This is a genomic window from Streptomyces finlayi (assembly GCF_014216315.1).
GTDB lineage: Bacteria > Actinomycetota > Actinomycetes > Streptomycetales > Streptomycetaceae > Streptomyces > Streptomyces finlayi_A.
Window position 1 is genome coordinate 3,272,362 of the sequence record NZ_CP045702.1, and the last position, 15,869, is coordinate 3,288,230.

General features: G+C 71.3%; 13 protein-coding genes. 7 read left to right on the plus strand and 6 right to left on the minus strand.

Annotation, left to right across the window (positions count from 1 at the left end):
• Window positions 1–30: 30 nt before the first annotated feature.
• Entirely contained in the window at window positions 31–1,497 is a 1,467-nt protein-coding gene (locus F0344_RS15045; RefSeq protein WP_185299275.1) for an NCS2 family permease, read from the minus strand.
• Window positions 1,498–1,698: 201 nt separating this feature from the next.
• On the opposite strand from F0344_RS15045, the gene F0344_RS15050 reads away from it, so the two are divergent.
• Both F0344_RS15050 and F0344_RS15055 read left to right on the plus strand, forming a co-directional pair.
• Window positions 1,699–1,965, plus strand: a complete 267-nt coding sequence (locus F0344_RS15050) for a DUF2530 domain-containing protein (RefSeq protein ID WP_185299276.1) — start codon at window positions 1,699–1,701, stop codon at window positions 1,963–1,965.
• Between the two features lie 30 nt (window positions 1,966–1,995).
• Entirely contained in the window at window positions 1,996–4,407 is a 2,412-nt protein-coding gene (locus tag F0344_RS15055; RefSeq protein ID WP_185299277.1) for a cation-translocating P-type ATPase, read from the plus strand.
• Window positions 4,408–4,423: 16 nt separating this feature from the next.
• Here the strand turns inward: F0344_RS15055 and F0344_RS15060 are convergent, their stop codons facing one another.
• The 3 genes from F0344_RS15060 to F0344_RS15070 form a co-directional block, all read right to left on the minus strand.
• Entirely contained in the window at window positions 4,424–5,281 is an 858-nt protein-coding gene (locus F0344_RS15060) for a DUF5707 domain-containing protein (RefSeq protein WP_185299278.1), read from the minus strand.
• A 149-nt stretch (window positions 5,282–5,430) separates the two neighbouring features.
• Window positions 5,431–8,637 carry a sacsin N-terminal ATP-binding-like domain-containing protein gene (locus F0344_RS15065; protein ID WP_185299279.1) on the minus strand — a complete coding sequence of 1,069 codons (3,207 nt, stop codon included), beginning with the start codon at window positions 8,635–8,637 and terminating at the stop codon, window positions 5,431–5,433.
• Between the two features lie 792 nt (window positions 8,638–9,429).
• Window positions 9,430–10,374, minus strand: a complete 945-nt coding sequence (locus tag F0344_RS15070; protein WP_185299280.1) for a DUF3027 domain-containing protein — start codon at window positions 10,372–10,374, stop codon at window positions 9,430–9,432.
• A gap of 491 nt (window positions 10,375–10,865) precedes the next feature.
• Here F0344_RS15070 and F0344_RS15075 point away from each other — a divergent pair, with 491 nt between their 5' ends.
• The 4 genes from F0344_RS15075 to F0344_RS15090 are packed head-to-tail and all read left to right on the plus strand — an operon-like array spanning window position 10,866 to window position 14,405.
• Window positions 10,866–12,296 carry an MFS transporter gene (locus tag F0344_RS15075; protein ID WP_185299281.1) on the plus strand — a complete coding sequence of 477 codons (1,431 nt, stop codon included), beginning with the start codon at window positions 10,866–10,868 and terminating at the stop codon, window positions 12,294–12,296.
• 27 nt (window positions 12,297–12,323) lie between these two features.
• Window positions 12,324–12,806, plus strand: coding sequence for a DUF2771 domain-containing protein (locus tag F0344_RS15080; RefSeq protein WP_185299282.1), 483 nt, complete (start codon window positions 12,324–12,326; stop codon window positions 12,804–12,806).
• Between the two features lie 17 nt (window positions 12,807–12,823).
• Window positions 12,824–13,531: a futalosine hydrolase gene (locus tag F0344_RS15085; protein WP_185299283.1), complete on the plus strand. Its 708-nt coding sequence runs from the start codon at window positions 12,824–12,826 to the stop codon at window positions 13,529–13,531.
• Window positions 13,512–14,405 (plus strand): 1,4-dihydroxy-6-naphthoate synthase, encoded by an 894-nt coding sequence (locus F0344_RS15090; protein ID WP_185299284.1) that lies wholly within the window; start codon window positions 13,512–13,514, stop codon window positions 14,403–14,405. Before F0344_RS15085 ends, F0344_RS15090 begins: the two co-directional genes overlap by 20 nt.
• 25 nt (window positions 14,406–14,430) lie before the next feature.
• On the opposite strand, the gene F0344_RS36520 is transcribed toward F0344_RS15090, so the two are convergent.
• Window positions 14,431–14,814: a cold-shock protein gene (locus F0344_RS36520; RefSeq protein WP_185299285.1), complete on the minus strand. Its 384-nt coding sequence runs from the start codon at window positions 14,812–14,814 to the stop codon at window positions 14,431–14,433.
• 167 nt (window positions 14,815–14,981) lie between these two features.
• On the opposite strand from F0344_RS36520, the gene F0344_RS15100 reads away from it, so the two are divergent.
• Window positions 14,982–15,215 carry a hypothetical protein gene (locus tag F0344_RS15100; RefSeq protein ID WP_185299286.1) on the plus strand — a complete coding sequence of 78 codons (234 nt, stop codon included), beginning with the start codon at window positions 14,982–14,984 and terminating at the stop codon, window positions 15,213–15,215.
• Here the strand turns inward: F0344_RS15100 and F0344_RS15105 are convergent.
• A complete protein-coding gene (locus F0344_RS15105; RefSeq protein ID WP_374940092.1) occupies window positions 15,195–15,860 on the minus strand; it encodes an HAD family hydrolase in 666 nt (221 codons plus the stop codon). The two genes, F0344_RS15100 and F0344_RS15105, sit on opposite strands and share 21 nt — an antisense overlap.
• Window positions 15,861–15,869: the final 9 nt, after the last annotated feature.

The following is a 15,869-nucleotide window of genomic DNA, read 5'->3' on the forward strand; positions in this document are numbered from 1 at the left end:
CCCCGTAGGGGTGGAGCAGGAGCGTGCCGGTCACGTGAGTCCGAGCGCCGGCATCGCGTAGTAGAAGACGAAGACGGCCGACACCGCGTACATCGCCACCGGGACCTCGCGGCCACGGCCGGCGGCCAGCCGCAGCACGCAGAAGGCGATGAAGCCGACACCGATGCCGTTGGTGATCGAGTACGTGAACGGCATCATCATCATCGCGAGGAACGCCGGGACGGCGAGCGTGTAGTCGCTCCAGTCGATGTCCCGTACGGAGCCCGCGAGGATCATGAATCCGACCGCGAGCAGCGCGGGCGTCGCCGCCTGCGACGGGACCATGGTCGCCAGCGGCGTCAGGAACAGCGCCACCGAGAACAGCAGACCGGTCACGACGCTCGACAGCCCGGTGCGGGCTCCCTCACCGACGCCCGCCGTGGACTCCACGAAGCAGGTGGACGCCGAGGAGGAGCTCGCGCCGCCCGCCGCGACGGCGATGCCGTCGACGAAGAGCACCTTGTTGATGCCGGGGAAGTGACCGTCCTTGTCCATCAGCTTCGCCTCGTCGCCGACACCGAGGATGGTGCCCATCGCGTCGAAGAAACAGGACAGCAGCACGGTGAAGACGAACAGGGCACCGGTGAGGTAGCCGACCTTCCCGAAGCCGCCGAACAGGCTGACCTGGCCGAGCAGCCCGAAGTCGGGCGAGGCGACCGGGTTGCCCGGCCACTCGGGGACGGTGAGCCCCCACGCCTGGCCCGGCAGGTCCGCGATCGCGTCGATGACCAGCGCGACGACCGTCATGGCGACGATGGAGATCAGGATCGCGCCCGGCACCTTGCGCACGATGAGCGCGAGGGTCAGCAGCGAACCGAGCACGAAGACCAGGACCGGCCAGCCGTTGAGGTGGCCGTCGCTGCCGAGCTGGAGCGGGACCGTGGTGTGGGCGAGGTCCGGGATACGGGAGACGAAGCCCGAGTCGACCAGACCGATCAGCATGATGAAGAGGCCGATACCGATCGCGATGCCCTTGCGGAGCGACTTCGGCACCGCGTTCATCACGCGTTCCCGCAGTCCGGTCGCGACCAGCAGCATCACGACGATGCCCGCGAGGACGACCATGCCCATGGCGTCCGGCCAGCTCATCCGGGGGGCGAGCTGGAGGGCGACGACGGTGTTCACGCCGAGACCGGCGGCGAGCGCGATCGGCACGTTGCCGATGACGCCCATCAGGAGCGTGGAGAACGCGGCGGTCAGCACGGTGGCGGTGACCAGCTGACCGTTGTCGAGCTGGTTCCCGTACATGTCCTTCGCGCTGCCGAGGATGATCGGGTTCAGCACGATGATGTACGCCATCGCGAAGAAGGTGGCGAACCCGCCACGGACCTCGCGGGCGACCGACGACCCCCGCTCGGAGATCTTGAAGAACCGGTCCAGGCCGCCGTGCGGCTGCGGCTGCGGCTGCGGAACAGGCGGCTGCTCGGAATCGACCTGAGCGATGGCCGAGGGGGACATGTATGACCTCAGTCGCACGTAGAGGAGGGAAGTGGAGAGAAGAGGAAGGATGGTCGCTTTTGGACATTTAGACGAACAATTCGAGACAGCCCTAAGCCGATTCAGTATGAATATATAAGTCGAAGATCGCTATCTCCGCGCGTAGACCCTTGTGCCGACAGGCCCGGCAGCGCATGTGCGTGGGCCCCATACACTGAGGCCATGGAGAAGTGGACACCGAAGCACGAGGCGCCCGAGCCCCTGGAGGGCCCCGTCGTCGCCACCATCACGGGCGGCACGATCCTCTGGTTCGTCCTCTTCCTCGCGCAGCTGCCCTTCTACGGCTGGTTCGACGACCACGGACACACCTGGTGGGCGTGGACCCCCTTGGCCGGTGCGGGCCTCGGGCTGATCGGCATCTGGTACGTACGGGGCCGCGAGGCAGCCCTCAAGCGTTCCGCTGTGACCGAGGACACCTCCGGCGGGTGAATGCGGCGTTCCGCCCTTACGGTCGGAACCATGACGCAGCGGATCGATGCCGGCTCCGAACTCGACCCCGTACACCCGGTGCGGCCACCTGCCCCGGCCCGGCGGGCGGAGGGCCTGACGACGGCCGAGGTCGCCGAACGCATCGCGCGGGGCGAGGTCAACGACGTACCGGTGCGCTCCTCACGCTCGGTCGGCGAGATCGTCCGCGCGAACGTCTTCACCCGCTTCAACCTGATCATCGGTGTGCTCTGGGTGATCATGCTGTTCGTCGCGCCGATCCAGGACAGCCTCTTCGGCTTCGTGATCATCGCCAACACCGGCATCGGGATCGTCCAGGAGTGGCGCGCCAAGAAGACCCTCGACGGTCTCGCGGTCATCGGTGAGGCGAAACCCACCGTGCGGCGCGACGGGACCGCCGCCGAGCTCCCCACCTCCTCGATCGTCCTGGGTGACGTCATCGAGCTGGGTCCGGGCGACAAGGTCGTCGTGGACGGCACCGTCGCCGAGGCCGACAGCCTGGAGGTCGACGAGTCGCTGCTCACCGGCGAGGCCGACCCCGTTCTCAAGCAGCCCGGCGACCTGGTCATGTCCGGGAGCTTCGTCGTCGCGGGCGGCGGCGCGTTCACCGCGACGAAGGTCGGCCGCGAGGCGTACGCCGCCCAGCTCGCCGAGGAGGCGTCCCGCTTCACCCTCGTCCGCTCCGAGCTGCGCAGCGGCATCTCCACGATCCTCAAGTACGTCACCTGGATGATGGTGCCGACCTCGATCGGCCTGATCATCAGCCAGCTCGTCGTCAAGGAGAACGACTTCAAGGACTCGGTGGCCCGCACCGTCGGCGGCATCGTGCCGATGATCCCCGAGGGCCTGGTCCTGCTCACCTCCGTCGCCTTCGCGATCGGGGTCGTACGCCTGGGCCGCAAGCAGTGCCTCGTCCAGGAACTCCCCGCCATCGAGGGCCTGGCCCGCGTCGACGTGGTGTGCCTGGACAAGACCGGCACGCTCACCGAGGGCGGCATGGACGTCACGGAGACCCGGCCGCTCAACGGATCCGACGAGACGTACGTACACCGGGTGCTGGGTGCGCTCGGCGCCTGTGACCCCCGGCCCAACGCCAGCCTCCAGGCGATCATCGACGCCTACCCGGAGGACGGCGGGTGGCAGTGCACCGGAACGCTGCCGTTCTCCTCGGCCCGCAAGTACAGCGGCGCCACGTTCGACGAGGGCGGCGGGCGGAGCGTGACCTGGCTGCTGGGCGCCCCCGACGTGCTGCTGGACGGCGAGGACCCGACGCTCACCGAGATCGGGCACCTCAACGAACAGGGGCTGCGGGTGCTGCTCCTCGCCCGCGCGGACGGCGACCCCGACGCCCCGGACATCGCCGAGGGGGCTGAACCGTTCGCACTCGTCGTACTGGAGCAGCGGCTGCGGCCGGAGGCCCGGGACACCCTCGCGTACTTCGCCGAGCAGAACGTCGCCGTCAAGGTCATCTCCGGCGACAACGCCGTCTCGGTCGGCGCGGTCGCCCACAAGCTCGGTCTGCCGGGCGCCGAACACACCCTGGACGCCCGGCGGCTGCCCACCGACCCCGACGCCATGGCGACGGCCATGGAGCAGAACACCGTCTTCGGACGGGTCACCCCGCAGCAGAAGCGGGAGATGGTCGCCGCCCTCCAGTCGCGCGGTCACACGGTCGCGATGACGGGGGACGGCGTCAACGACGTGCTCGCGCTCAAGGACGCGGACATCGGCGTCTCGATGGGATCGGGCTCGGAGGCGACCCGCGCCGTGGCACAGATCGTGCTGCTGAACAACAGCTTCGCGACCCTGCCGTCCGTCGTGGCCGAGGGCCGGCGGGTGATCGGCAACATCACCCGGGTCGCCACGCTGTTCCTGACGAAGACGGTCTACTCGGTGCTGCTGGCGGTCCTGGTCGTCTGCTCCCAGGTGGAGTACCCGTTCCTGCCGAGACACCTGACGCTGCTGTCGACGCTCACCATCGGCGTGCCCGCGTTCTTCCTGGCCCTGGCCCCGAACAAGGAGCGGGCCCAGCCGAACTTCGTACGCCGGGTCATGCGGTACGCGATCCCGTCCGGCGCCATCGCGGCGGCGGCCACCTTCACCACGTACCTGGTGGCGCGGCACTACTACGCGGGGACGGGCGCCCTGAGCGCCGAGACGAGTGCGGCGACACTCACGCTGTTCCTCGTCTCGCTGTGGGTCCTGGCGATCATCGCCCGCCCGTACACCGTGTGGCGGCTCTGTCTCGTCGCCGCGATGGGGCTGTCGTTCCTGGTGGTGCTGGTCGTGCCGTGGCTCCAGGACTTCTTCGCCCTGAAACTGGTGGGCGCGCCCATGCCCTGGATGGCGGTGGGGATCGCGGCGGTGGCGGCGGCTGCCCTGGAATTCGCCTGGCGAATGGTCAGCCGCCGCTTTCCCGCTTAGTGCTGCTTGGTGCTGGTCAGCGCACGTCGACGCCGTCACCGGTGGCCGAGACGGCCGGGGTGGTGGACGTGCCCGCGAACGAGTAGCGCCAGTAGCCGTCCGCCGCCGCCGTGACCGTGGTCTTCAGCGAGCCGGTGGAGCTGGACGTGACGGTCTTGACCGTCGTGTAGGTGGAGGTGCCCGCCTTGCGGAACTGCAGCTTCACGGGCTGGTTGGTGTAGCCCATGTACGTGCCGGTGTTCCAGTTGGCGCGCGTCAGCTTGCCGGTGACCGTGAGGGCCTTGCCCTTGAGCACGGGCTCCGGGCCGGCGTTGACGGTGAGCTTCGAGAAGCGCTGGAGGTAGGTCTTGCCGATCTGCTCCTGCTCGCCGACCTGCCCGTCATTGGAAAGCACGGCGCCGCCCACCTTCCAGGTGCCCGCGTCCGAGTTGTACAGCTCGGCCGGGTCGAAGGTGACGGTCATCGTGCACGTCGAGGTGGTGGCGCTGACCTTCGTGCAGGAGGAGGTCTCCTCGTTCTGGTTGATGCCGAAGCCGTTCGGGTCATCAATGGTGTCACCGGTCCAGACGTAACCCCAGATGCCGGACACACCGGAGGGGTGGGACGCCGTGATGGCCACGCTGTACGTCTGCGCCGACTTCGTACCCGCGACGAACGGCTTGCCGCCGTTCGCGACAGCCTTGGTGAAGACCGGGAGCTCCTCAGCGGCGGCCGCGGTCGAACCGGCGAAACGCTCGGCGCCGCTCGGCTTCGAGGAAGAGAAGTTGTGGTCGTTGGACCACGAACGGCCGTCGTCGGCCTGCGCGGCCGGAACGACGAGGGCCGACAGAGCCAAGGCGCCGGAGACAGCGGCAACGGTGGCACGAATACGCATGTGTTCCCCAGTGGAGAAAGGGCCCCCGCGGTATATGGCTCACCCTGCGGGGTCCGTGTGGTCTAAGAGTCTGCTGACTCGATAGACCAGACGGATCACCGCACCGAAAGGTTGTACAACTGATGTACTTGGCGTGAAGATCACACGCCTCAGTCGAACCAGCGGTCCCGCGCCAGCTCCTCCGTACGCGAAGGGTCCTCCAGCAGCGCCGCCACCTCGAAGCGGCGCGGCCACTGCCCCGCCGCCCAGGCCAGCCCGGCCGCGACACCCTCCAGCGTGGCGGCGTGCACCACCCCGTCGGGGGCGCGGCGCCAGTCCAGCTCGACGCCGCCCGCGCGCAGTTCCTCGTGCTCGATGTACGTGTCCGGGGTACCGGGCCCGAGCAGGATGCGCACCGCGTCCGGTACGTCGTGCTCCTCACCCTCACTCGTCACCTCGGCCTCGACCGTCTCACCGAGCCGCCGCACCTGGAGCAGCTCCGCGAGTTCGGCGGCGCGCGCCGGGGCCACGGGAAGCAGGGGCAGCCCCGTGGTGAGCGGCAGCACGTCGGGGGCATCCGCGATCACCGCGTCCGCCGCGTCGACGACCCGTACCTCGTCGTCGACGACGGCCCTCAGCTCCTCCGGCAACGTGACCTGGTCGGGGTCGAGTTCGGCGAGGGCCGTGTACAGGGCGTGCAGTTGTACGGGGCCGACCGGCCGGTCCTCGTCCGCCATCCGGTCCAGCAGCTCGGCCGCGCCGCCGGGCTCGTCGAGGAGGGCGGCCACGGAGGTCCGTACCCCGAGCGCGCGCAGGACCTGGGCGTCGTCGAAACCGGTCGCGTCGACGGAGTCGTACAGCCCGGCCAGCCGCGGATCGCCGCCGGCCGCCCGCAGGCCTGCGGGGCGCCGGCCGTCGAGCACCGGGTGGTCGCGCAGCCACCAGGCGGTGTACGGGCGCACCGACTGGGTGGTGCCGTCCGGAAGCAGCACCCGCACCGGCTGGGTCAGCGCGTCGCGCAGGGGGGGCTCGGCGAGCATCGCGAGGGCCTGCGGCCAGGCGTCGTCGTCGACGAGGTCCAGGTCGCGCACGGCGACGAGTTCCGTGGCGACCGGCGGCACGGGGGTGTCCGGCAGCTGGTCGAGCACGTCCTCGCACCACACGTCGACGGCGTCGAGGAGTCCGGCGTCGTCCGGTTCGGCGAAGTCGCCGTCCCGGGGCTCCAGTTCGTCCGGGTCGAGGACCACGTCGGTGGTCCGTACGAGAGCGAAGGTGGCCAGCACCCCGCAGGCGGTGAGTGGTTGCTCGCCCCACCGGTCGGCCAGTTCCTGATCGCACCGAGCGAGTTCGCCCTCGCGCATGATCTGGGCGAACGGGCTTGCGGGCAGGACGAGTTCACCGGCGGGAGCGGGTTCACCGTCCTCGTCGGGAAGGGCGAGCGCTCCCAGCCAGGGTTCGTCGCCTGGTGCGAGTTCCGCGTCGCGTACGAGCGTGAGGACGGTCTCGGCGAGTTCGTCGCCGTCCAGCGCGTCCTCGTCCCACACCTCGCCCGCGTCCAGCGAACCGGCGACGGCGGCCCGCACCTGCGGGGTCGTCAGGACGGCGCGCGGAGTCGCGGGCAGGGCGCCGAGCTTCTCCAGGAGCGGGTGGGCGGCGTCCGGGTGGGCGACCTTCAGGCCCAGGCGTGCCAGCCGGGCCAGGACAGGTCCGGTGAGGGCGTCCGGAAGCGGCAGCAGCACCTGGCGGGGGCCGATCGTCGTGCGGGGCTTCTCCCCGTCCGGCGCCTCGGGGTCCCCGGCGAGCGGGACGGGCAGCCCGGAGAGCCGGTCGGGGTCGGTGCCGGCCAGGCTGTCGTAGAGGCGCCGCCACCACTCCGGCTCCCTTTCGAGTCCGGCGAGGCGGTCGATGGCCTCGGTGAGCGGGACCCGGGCGACGCCGAGGCTGCGCAGTTCGGTGCGGCGCTCAAGCCCTGCGGGCAGCAGGCAGGGCAGCACCTCGGCGAGGACCTGCACGGTCCCCGCGCCGACCCCCTCCACGACCTCGGCCTCCACGGGCCGCAGCGCGGTGGTGTTCCGGCCGGGGCCGCCGTCGCCGGGCGTCTCCCAGCTGTCCCACTGGTCGGGTTCGACGGACGGGTCGTGGGGTGCGGCGGGCGCCAGGAAAGCGATACGGGGCAGCCGTTCCAGGATCGCGCCGCGCAGCGCGCCGTCCAGCTCCCCCTTGCCGAGCGGCCCGGGGACGAGGGCGATCGTGGCGACCGAAACCGGCTGCCACTCGGCGAGCAGTTCCGCGTACGCGTCGGCCGCGCGCTGCACCAGGAAGTCGGTGAGGGGGCCGGGGGCGGGGTGGCGACGGGCCGTGTCGAGCGGCAGCGAGGCGATGAGCAGGGCGGGCACGCCGAGCGGTTCGTCGGTGGGCGTCGGGGCGTGGACGACGGCGGCGGTACGCGGGGGCTGCGGCGCGCCTTCCGCGTCCACGGGGACGGCCCAGGTGACCGACCAGTGCGGGCGCAGCCGTTCCTCGACGGGCCGGTCGGCGAGCAGGCCGGGCTCGACGGGACCGTGGGCGGTGACGGTGCGCCAGCGGTTGAGGCCGCGCGCGGAATCGTCGACGTGGGTGTACGCGCCGTGCCGGGAGCGGCGCAACGTCCGTACGCCTTCCGGCGTTTCGATGACGATCTCTTCGAGCCCGGGCAACGTGAGGAGCAGGGCGTCGTCGACGGCGGCGATGAGCCGGCCGACGAGGTCCTCGGCGCCGCCGTCGCGCAGCGGGAGGACGACGACGGTGTCGTACCCGTCCGGTGCGGTGCCCTCGGCGGGCAGCGGGAGCCGGAGCAGCGGTACGTGGCCGTCGCGGCGGCGGAGCTCGTCCCCGAGGCCGGGGCTGCCGACGGTGGCCTGCCGGGCGAGTTCGCGCGCCTCGGGGAGGGACCAGCGGACGCCGCCGTGGCGGCCGATGACGGCGGGCTCGTCGCTGACGGCGAGGACGGCGGCGAACCCGACGCCGAACCGGCCGACGGCGGACTCGTGCCCTTCCCGCTTCGCGGAGGCGCGCAGGGTGCTCAGCGACTCGACTCCGGTCGCGTCGAGCGGGGCGCCGGTGTTGGCGGCGGCGAGGACGGCGGGCGTGTCGTCGGCGTCGTGGGTTGCCGGGTGGAAGGTGAGGCGGAGCCTGCCGGGTACGCCCGCGCGGGCGGCGGCGTCCGCGGCGTTCTGGGCCAGTTCGACGACGAGGCGGTCGCGGTAGCCGCCGAGCGCGAGGTCCTCCTCGGCGTTGGCGTCCTCACGGAACCGGGCGGGACCGGCGCCCCAGGCATCGAGCACCCCGCGCCGCAGCCGGGCCGTTCCGAACGGATCGGCGCCCTCGGTCGCATTCATGCCCACGCTCTGACTCCGCTCTTGTCCCTGCGGGTACCCGGTGTACCCATGACGCCAGTGTGCGCCCGAAGGTACCGCGACCCCGCCACGGACGACGCGGAGCGCGTACCGGGGTGACCGGATGTCCTACCCACCTGACCGGATGTCCTCGATCGCCGGACGGGCTGGGTCCGCCCACCGGCCGGCCCCGCGGGGCGCCGCCCCCGCCTGTGTCCTCGATCGCCGGACGGGCTGGATCTGTCCGCCCGGCCGGGATGGCACGGCTTGCACGGCGTCCGAAGTCATACAGCGGAAAAAGAGGAACACCGGCCGAAACCAAGCCCGTCCGCCCACCAGTCCGGCCCGCACCACAGAGCCCGTCCGGCGATTGAGGACAGAACGGCACCCACATCGCACGGCACCCGAACACGACCAGCCCCGCACCACAGAGCCCGTCCGGCGATTGAGGACGGACCGGTGACCACACCGAGCACCCCCGCATCAAACCCGGCCGCCCACAGAGCCCGTCCGGCGATTGAGGACAGAACGGCACCCACATCGCACGGCACCCGAACACGACCAGCCCCGCACCACAGAGCCCGTCCGGCGATTGAGGACGGACCGGTGACCACACCGAGCACCCCCGCATCAAACCCGGCCGCCCACAGAGCCCGTCCGGCGATTGAGGACAGGGCGGCGACCACACCGGACCGGCACCTGACAAGACCGGGTAATCCCCAGCCCGTCCGGCGCGTCAGGACACCACGCGGCCCAGGGGCCGGGCCCCGTGTCCGACCCGCCGGTCCGCCGGGGCTACGAGTGGCCCAGGTCCTCCGGCGCCGCGTCCCCGTCCATCGGCACCGAACCGCTGTCCCGCGCCGGCCGCAACGCGTACTCGTCCACCTGCAACGTGTCCATCGCGTGCGGCGCCGGCTTCGGCGGCTTCGGCATGACCGCCGCCTCCGAGTGCCCACCGCACCCGTACGACAGCGACACCACACGCCCGTCCGCCGGAGCGAACTCGTTGGCGCACACCCCGAACGCCTGCTTCAGCGAGCCCGCCAGCGGGACCAGGAACGCACACGTGTCACACGCCGCGGGCGCCGCCTGAGCCATCGGGGTCTTCGGGCCGAACGCCTCTTCCCACCGGTCGGCCGCCACATGCAGCCCGTACCGGGACAGCACCCGCGCACGCCGCATACCCAGCTCATCCGCGACCGCACCGATCGAGCCGCGGCTCGTGGCACGCGGCAGCGTCGTCAGCTCCGCGTCCTCCGTGTCGACGAGGTCCGCCAGATCCTCGGAGAGCTCTGCCTCCTCGGACTCCACGGAGTTCGGCGGCGGCTCGTCCTCGCCCGTGTAACCGGGCTCCAGGCGGAGATCCTCCGCCTCCGTGGGCAGCAGGTCCCCCGGCCCCATGTCCCCGGGCCGGAGCCGCTCGCTCCACGGCACCCACTCGGGGGCGAGGAGCGCGTCGGGACCGGGCAGGAGCACCGTCTCGTCGAGGGTGATGTTCTTGGCGCGGGAGGCCCTGGCAACCGTCACCGCCCAGCGCCAGCCCCGGTACCCGGGTTCCTTGCACTCGAAATAATGCGTGACGACCCGGTCTCCCTCGGAGACCAGGGACACATGTTCACCGACCACCCCGGGCGCGGCAGCCTCTTCAGCCGCCGCACGGGCGAGGTCTACCGCCTCGGCGCACAGGCGGTCGGGCGCGGGGGTACGGGCAGTACGGCTTCGCGTCGTCGCAGCACTCACAGGTCTCGCTTCTCTCCATACGCCGTCTCGAGCGCGCCAGCTGCTAGACGATTGCCGATTTCGGCCATGACAGCTGTGGGCGGAGCGGACCTGGGGGCCGCGTCGACGTCCACACCTGTTGTGCCTGCCTCGGGCGCGCCTTCTGTCACCCATTCTGCGGGATCGCCGAGAGGCGCGCGGCCAAGAACAACCGCCGGTGGCGCGTTACGCACGCTACCCTCTCCGCCGCTCTCCGCCCACCTGCGTGTCCCAAACAAGGCCGTATCCGGTGCGGTGTCCGGTGTATCGGCCCCCGGCGTGTCCCGGGCCAGACCGGTTCCGGGGCCGTTTTCCGCCCGCGGAATTGCCTCACGATCCATCTCGCCGCCCACGCCCATACGCGCGTCCAGCAGCGCGGCCGCGTCCGGGGCCACTGACCCGACGGGACGGAGTCGGCGCCCCGCCGGGCCGATCATGGTTCATCGCACCGACGGTTGGGGCAGTATGACGGAGTGGCTGCCGCCAGGTCGCACGACGGTCCCGGCCCGCTTCGCACGGCGGGCCGGTCGATGGGTCGCGCCCTGCACCGCCCGTTCACGGGCGCCGCGAAGGGCATCCGCAAGGCGACGCACGCCCATGGCGCCGGTGAATCGGGCCTCGGCAAGCTGATCGAGCTGCACGCGGTGAACGGCGCGGGCGACGTCATGATCACGGTCGCGCTCGCCTCGACGGTGTTCTTCTCCGTACCGACGGACGAGGCCCGCGGCCGCGTCGCTCTCTATCTCGCCATCACGATGCTGCCGTTCACGCTCCTCGCCCCGGTCGTCGGCCCGCTGCTCGACCGGCTGCCGCACGGCCGCCGGGCCGCGATGGCCGGCGCGATGCTCGCCCGGGCGGTCCTCGCGATCACGATGTCGGGGGCGGTCGCCACGGGCGGCCTGGAGCTGTATCCGGCGGCGCTGGGCGTCCTGGTCTGCTCCAAGGCGTACGGAGTCATCCGCAGCGCCGTCGTGCCACGGCTCCTGCCACCCCGCTTCTCCCTGGTGAAGGCGAATTCCCGGGTCACCCTGGCCGGGCTGCTGGCGACCGGCGTGGCGGCGCCCATCGGGATCGGGCTCCAGAACGTCGGCACCGCGTGGCCGCTCTACGGGGCCTGCGCGATCTTCCTCGCCGGGACGTTCCTGGCCTTCACACTGCCCCACAAGGTCGACTCCGCGAAGGGCGAGCGCAGGGCCCGCCTGATCGTCCCGCACGAGGAGGAAGCCCCCCTCCCCCGGCCCGCCAGGAAGGGCGGCAGGTCCGGCAGCAGCAGGGTCGACGGCGCTAAGCGGGGCAAGGACAGGCCACCGGGGCTGCGGTCCGTCGGCCCGTCCGTGCTGCACGGTCTCCAGGCCAACGCCGCCCACCGGGCCCTGTCCGGCTTCCTCATCTTCTTCCTGGCGTTCCTGCTGCGCGAGCACCCGCTGTCCGGCCAGAGCGCCGCCGTGTCGCTCGGCATCGTGGGCGTGGCGGCCGGTGTCGGCAACGCCTGCGGTACGGCGGTGGGGTCCTGGCTCAGGGCTCGCGGCCCCGAGCTGATCATCGCGACCGTGCTGGGTCTCGCGCTCGGCGTCGCCGTGCTCACCGCGGTCTTCTTCTCGACCGTCATGGTCGCCGCGCTCGGCGCGGTCGCGGGCTTCACCCAGGCCCTGTCGAAACTGTCCCTGGACGCCATGATCCAGCGGGACGTACCCGAAGAGGTCCGTACGTCGGCGTTCGCCCGCTCCGAGACCCTGCTCCAGATGTCGTGGGTGGTCGGCGGCGGTATCGGCATCGCCCTCCCCCTCAACGGAGTACTCGGCATGTCGGTCGCCGCGGGCATTCTCTCCCTGGGCGCCGCGACCGCCGTACGGGGGCTGCTGGGCGCCGCGCGGCGCGGCACGCCGCACCCCCGCGTGGCGTGAGCCCGGGCGACCGATAGCCTTCGGCCCATGACCGTTGCGTTCTTCTCAGGTAAGAGCCGTCGAATCGGCGTCGCTCTCGGTGCCGTGTCCGCGGGCCTCCTTGTTCTGTCCGCCTGCGACAAGCCGACGCCGCTCGCGACCGTGACGGTCAACAGCGACTCGGTGGCCGCCGAGGCGGCCTGCTACAACGACGGCGATCCCATCAAGGAGTCCCTCATCCAGGGCTGCCTGAACGACAAGAAGGCGGAGCACTCCGTCGAGGTCGCGATGGACGACAAGGTCCGCTTCGGCGTCGACCCGGAGATCGCCGAGAACGGCTGGACGCTCTTCATCAACGGCCAGCAGGCCGAGCAGGAGCCGTACAAGAAGACCTACCGGTCCATCCCGGGCAGCGCCTTCTTCTCCAGCCAGACCGGCGAGCCCACGAGCAAGACGCAGATCAGCATCGTGGAGACCAAGGGCAAGAAGCTCACGGGCATCTGGCACTTCCAGCTCAAGAAGACCGACTGACCTTGCAGGACTCCCCCGTGCGCGTACTCGTCGTGACCGCTGTCCCCGTCGAAAGGGACGCGGTCACGCGTGCGTTCGGGGACGGGCCGCCGCGGCCGCACTTCGTAAGGGGTGCGGAGATCCACCGGGCCGGTGGCTTCGACGTCCTGGCAGGCGGTGCGGGTCCGGCCGCCGCCGCGGCCTCGGCCGCGTTCGCGCTGGCCGCCGCCCCCGTCCCGTACCGGCTGGTCGTCTCCGCCGGTATCGGCGGCGGCTTCGCGCCCGCCGCCCCGGTGGGTTCGCTCGTCGTGGCGAGCGGCATCGTCGCCGCGGACCTGGGAGCGGAGACCGCCGAGGGGTTCGTCCCGGTCACCGGTCTCGGTTTCGGCCGCGACCGGTATCTGCCGCCTCGTTCGCTGGTACGTGAGGTGGTCTCGGCCACCGGCGCGGTGTCCGGCAAGGTGCTCACCGTCTCCACCGTGACCGGCAGCGCGGCACGCGCCGCCGCGCTGCTCACCGCGCATCCGAGTGCCGTCGCCGAGGCGATGGAGGGGTTCGGTGTCGCCGAGGCCGCCGAGCGGTTCGGCGTGCCGGTGCTGGAGCTGCGCGCCGTCTCGAACGCCGTCGGGCCGCGCGACCGGGCAGCCTGGCGCATCGGCGAGGCCCTGTCCGTGCTCACCGAGGCGTTCGGGAAGATCGCCCCCGTACTGGAAGGCTGGACCCGGCATGACCGACATCTCGACTGACCCCGCCGCCCCCGCTGAGCCCACGGCCGCCGGCGCGAAGCTGCGGATCGCCTTCTCACCGTGCCCGAACGACACGTTCGTCTTCGACGCCTGGGCGCACGGCAGGGTGCCGGGAGCGCCTGCCCTCGATGTCACGTTCGCCGACATCGACGTCACCAACGGCATGGCAGAGCGCGGCGAGTTGGACGTGCTCAAGGTCTCGTACGCCGTCCTCCCGTGGGTCCTGGACGAGTACGCGCTGCTGCCGTGCGGCGGTGCGCTCGGGCGTGGCTGCGGGCCGCTGGTCCTGACGAAGGAACCGGGCACCGATCTGACGGGCCGGACGGTCGCCGTGCCGAGCGAGCGCTCCACGGCGTATCTGCTGTTCCGGCTCTGGGCCGCGGAGGTCGTGCCGGGCGGGGTCGGCGAGATCGTCGTCATGCCGTTCGACGAGATCATGCCCGCGGTGCGCGACGGCCGGGTCGACGCCGGGCTCGTGATCCACGAGGCCCGCTTCACGTACCGGAACTACGGCCTCCACAGCCTCGCCGACATGGGCGAGCACTGGGAGGCCACCACAGGGCTGCCGATCCCGCTCGGCGCGATCATCGCCAAGCGGTCACTGGGCCAGGACATGCTCGGGAAGTTGGCCGATTCGGTCCGTTCATCGGTCCGGATGGCCTGGGACGACCCGGAGCGGTCCCGGCCCTATGTGCTGGAGCACGCCCAGGAGATGGACCCGGCCGTGGCCGACCAGCACATCGGGCTGTACGTCAACGAGTTCACGGCGGACCTCGGCGAGGACGGCTACGCGGCGATCCGTGGACTGCTGACGCGCGCCGCGGCCGAGGGCTTGGTGCCGCCGCTCGGCCGGGACGCGCTGATCTCTCTCTGAGACCTCTCTGAGACGTACCGGCCGACTACACGTCGAGCTGGTCGGCGACCGCGCGGAGGAGACCCGCGATCTGGGCCCCCGCGGCCTTGTCGGGGTAGCGGCCCCGCTCCAGCGACGGCGTGATGTTCTCCAGCAGCGTCGTCAGGTCCTGGACGATCGACGCCAGCTCGTCCGGCTTGCGGCGCTGGGCGGCCGCCACGGACGGGGTGGGGTCGAGGATCGCTACGGAGAGGGCCTGATCACCGCGCTGACCTGCGACGACACCGAACTCGACCCGTTGGCCGGGCTTGAGTACGTCGACGCCGGCAGGGAGTACCGACGAGTGGACGAAGACGTCACCGCCGTCGTCGCGCGAAAGAAAGCCGAAGCCCTTTTCCGAATTGAACCATTTGACCTTACCCGTGGGCACGTCTGTCCTCGTCCTCGTACTCGTCGGTGCGCGGGGGAGCCGTGTAACGGCTCCGGATAGCAGTACAGCGGGTCCCCATGACCCGCCATGCCCAAGGCTAATGGCCCAGGGCCCGGTGACAAGACGTCGCCAGATGGTTCCTCCGGGCTGGGAACTACCCTGGTCGGGTGAGTACTACTCCTTCCGGCGCCGGTGACCGGCTCGTACAGGTCGGCGCGATCGTCTTCTTCATCGGCGCAGTGGCCACTCTGGTCACTGTCGCCCCACTGTTCCTGGGGACCGACCCGTTCCCGACCCTCGCCTACGCGGTGTCCATGCTGATGGGCGCGGGCTTCCTGATCGCCGGGGCGGGGGTCGTCCGGAGCGTGTGGCTGAGCAGGTCAGACCTGTCGGGCAGCTGAGGAGGCCACCCACGCGGACAGCCAGGCCGGGAAGCCGGTGAGGTCGGGCAGCACGACGTCCGCGCCCGCCTCCCGCAGCTCGTCCGCGTCGCACGGGCCCGTCGTGACGGCGACGGACAGACAGTCCGCCGCCCGCGCGCCCCGTACGTCTCCGGTGTGGTCGCCGACGTAGATCCGCGCACCGTGCTCGAGCAGCGCCTGCGCCTTGCCCTCCGCCCAGAGCCGGCCGATGACCGTGTCCGGCTCGATGCCGAGGTGGGCGAGGTGCAGCTTCGCGCTCGGCTCGTGCTTGGCCGTGACGACGATCGCCCGGCCGCCCAGCGCCCGTACCGCGGCGACGGCCTCCCGCGCGCCGGCCAGAGCCGGGGACGGGGTGATCGCGTACTCCGGGTAGATCTCGCGGTAGCGGTCGGCCGTCGCGGCGACCTCGGCGGCCGGGAACCAGTTGGCCAGTTCCTCCTCGACCGGCGGTCCGAGCCGGCTGACGACGAGGTCGCAGTCGATGGGGACACCCGTCTCGGCGGACAGCGCCCGGTAGGCGGCCTTGATGCCGGGCCGGGAGTCGATGAGCGTCATGTCGAGGTCGAAACCGACCGTCGGCGGGGCGATCGTCGGTACGTGAGGTGTCGAAGCCATGAGGGCCATTGTGCCGAC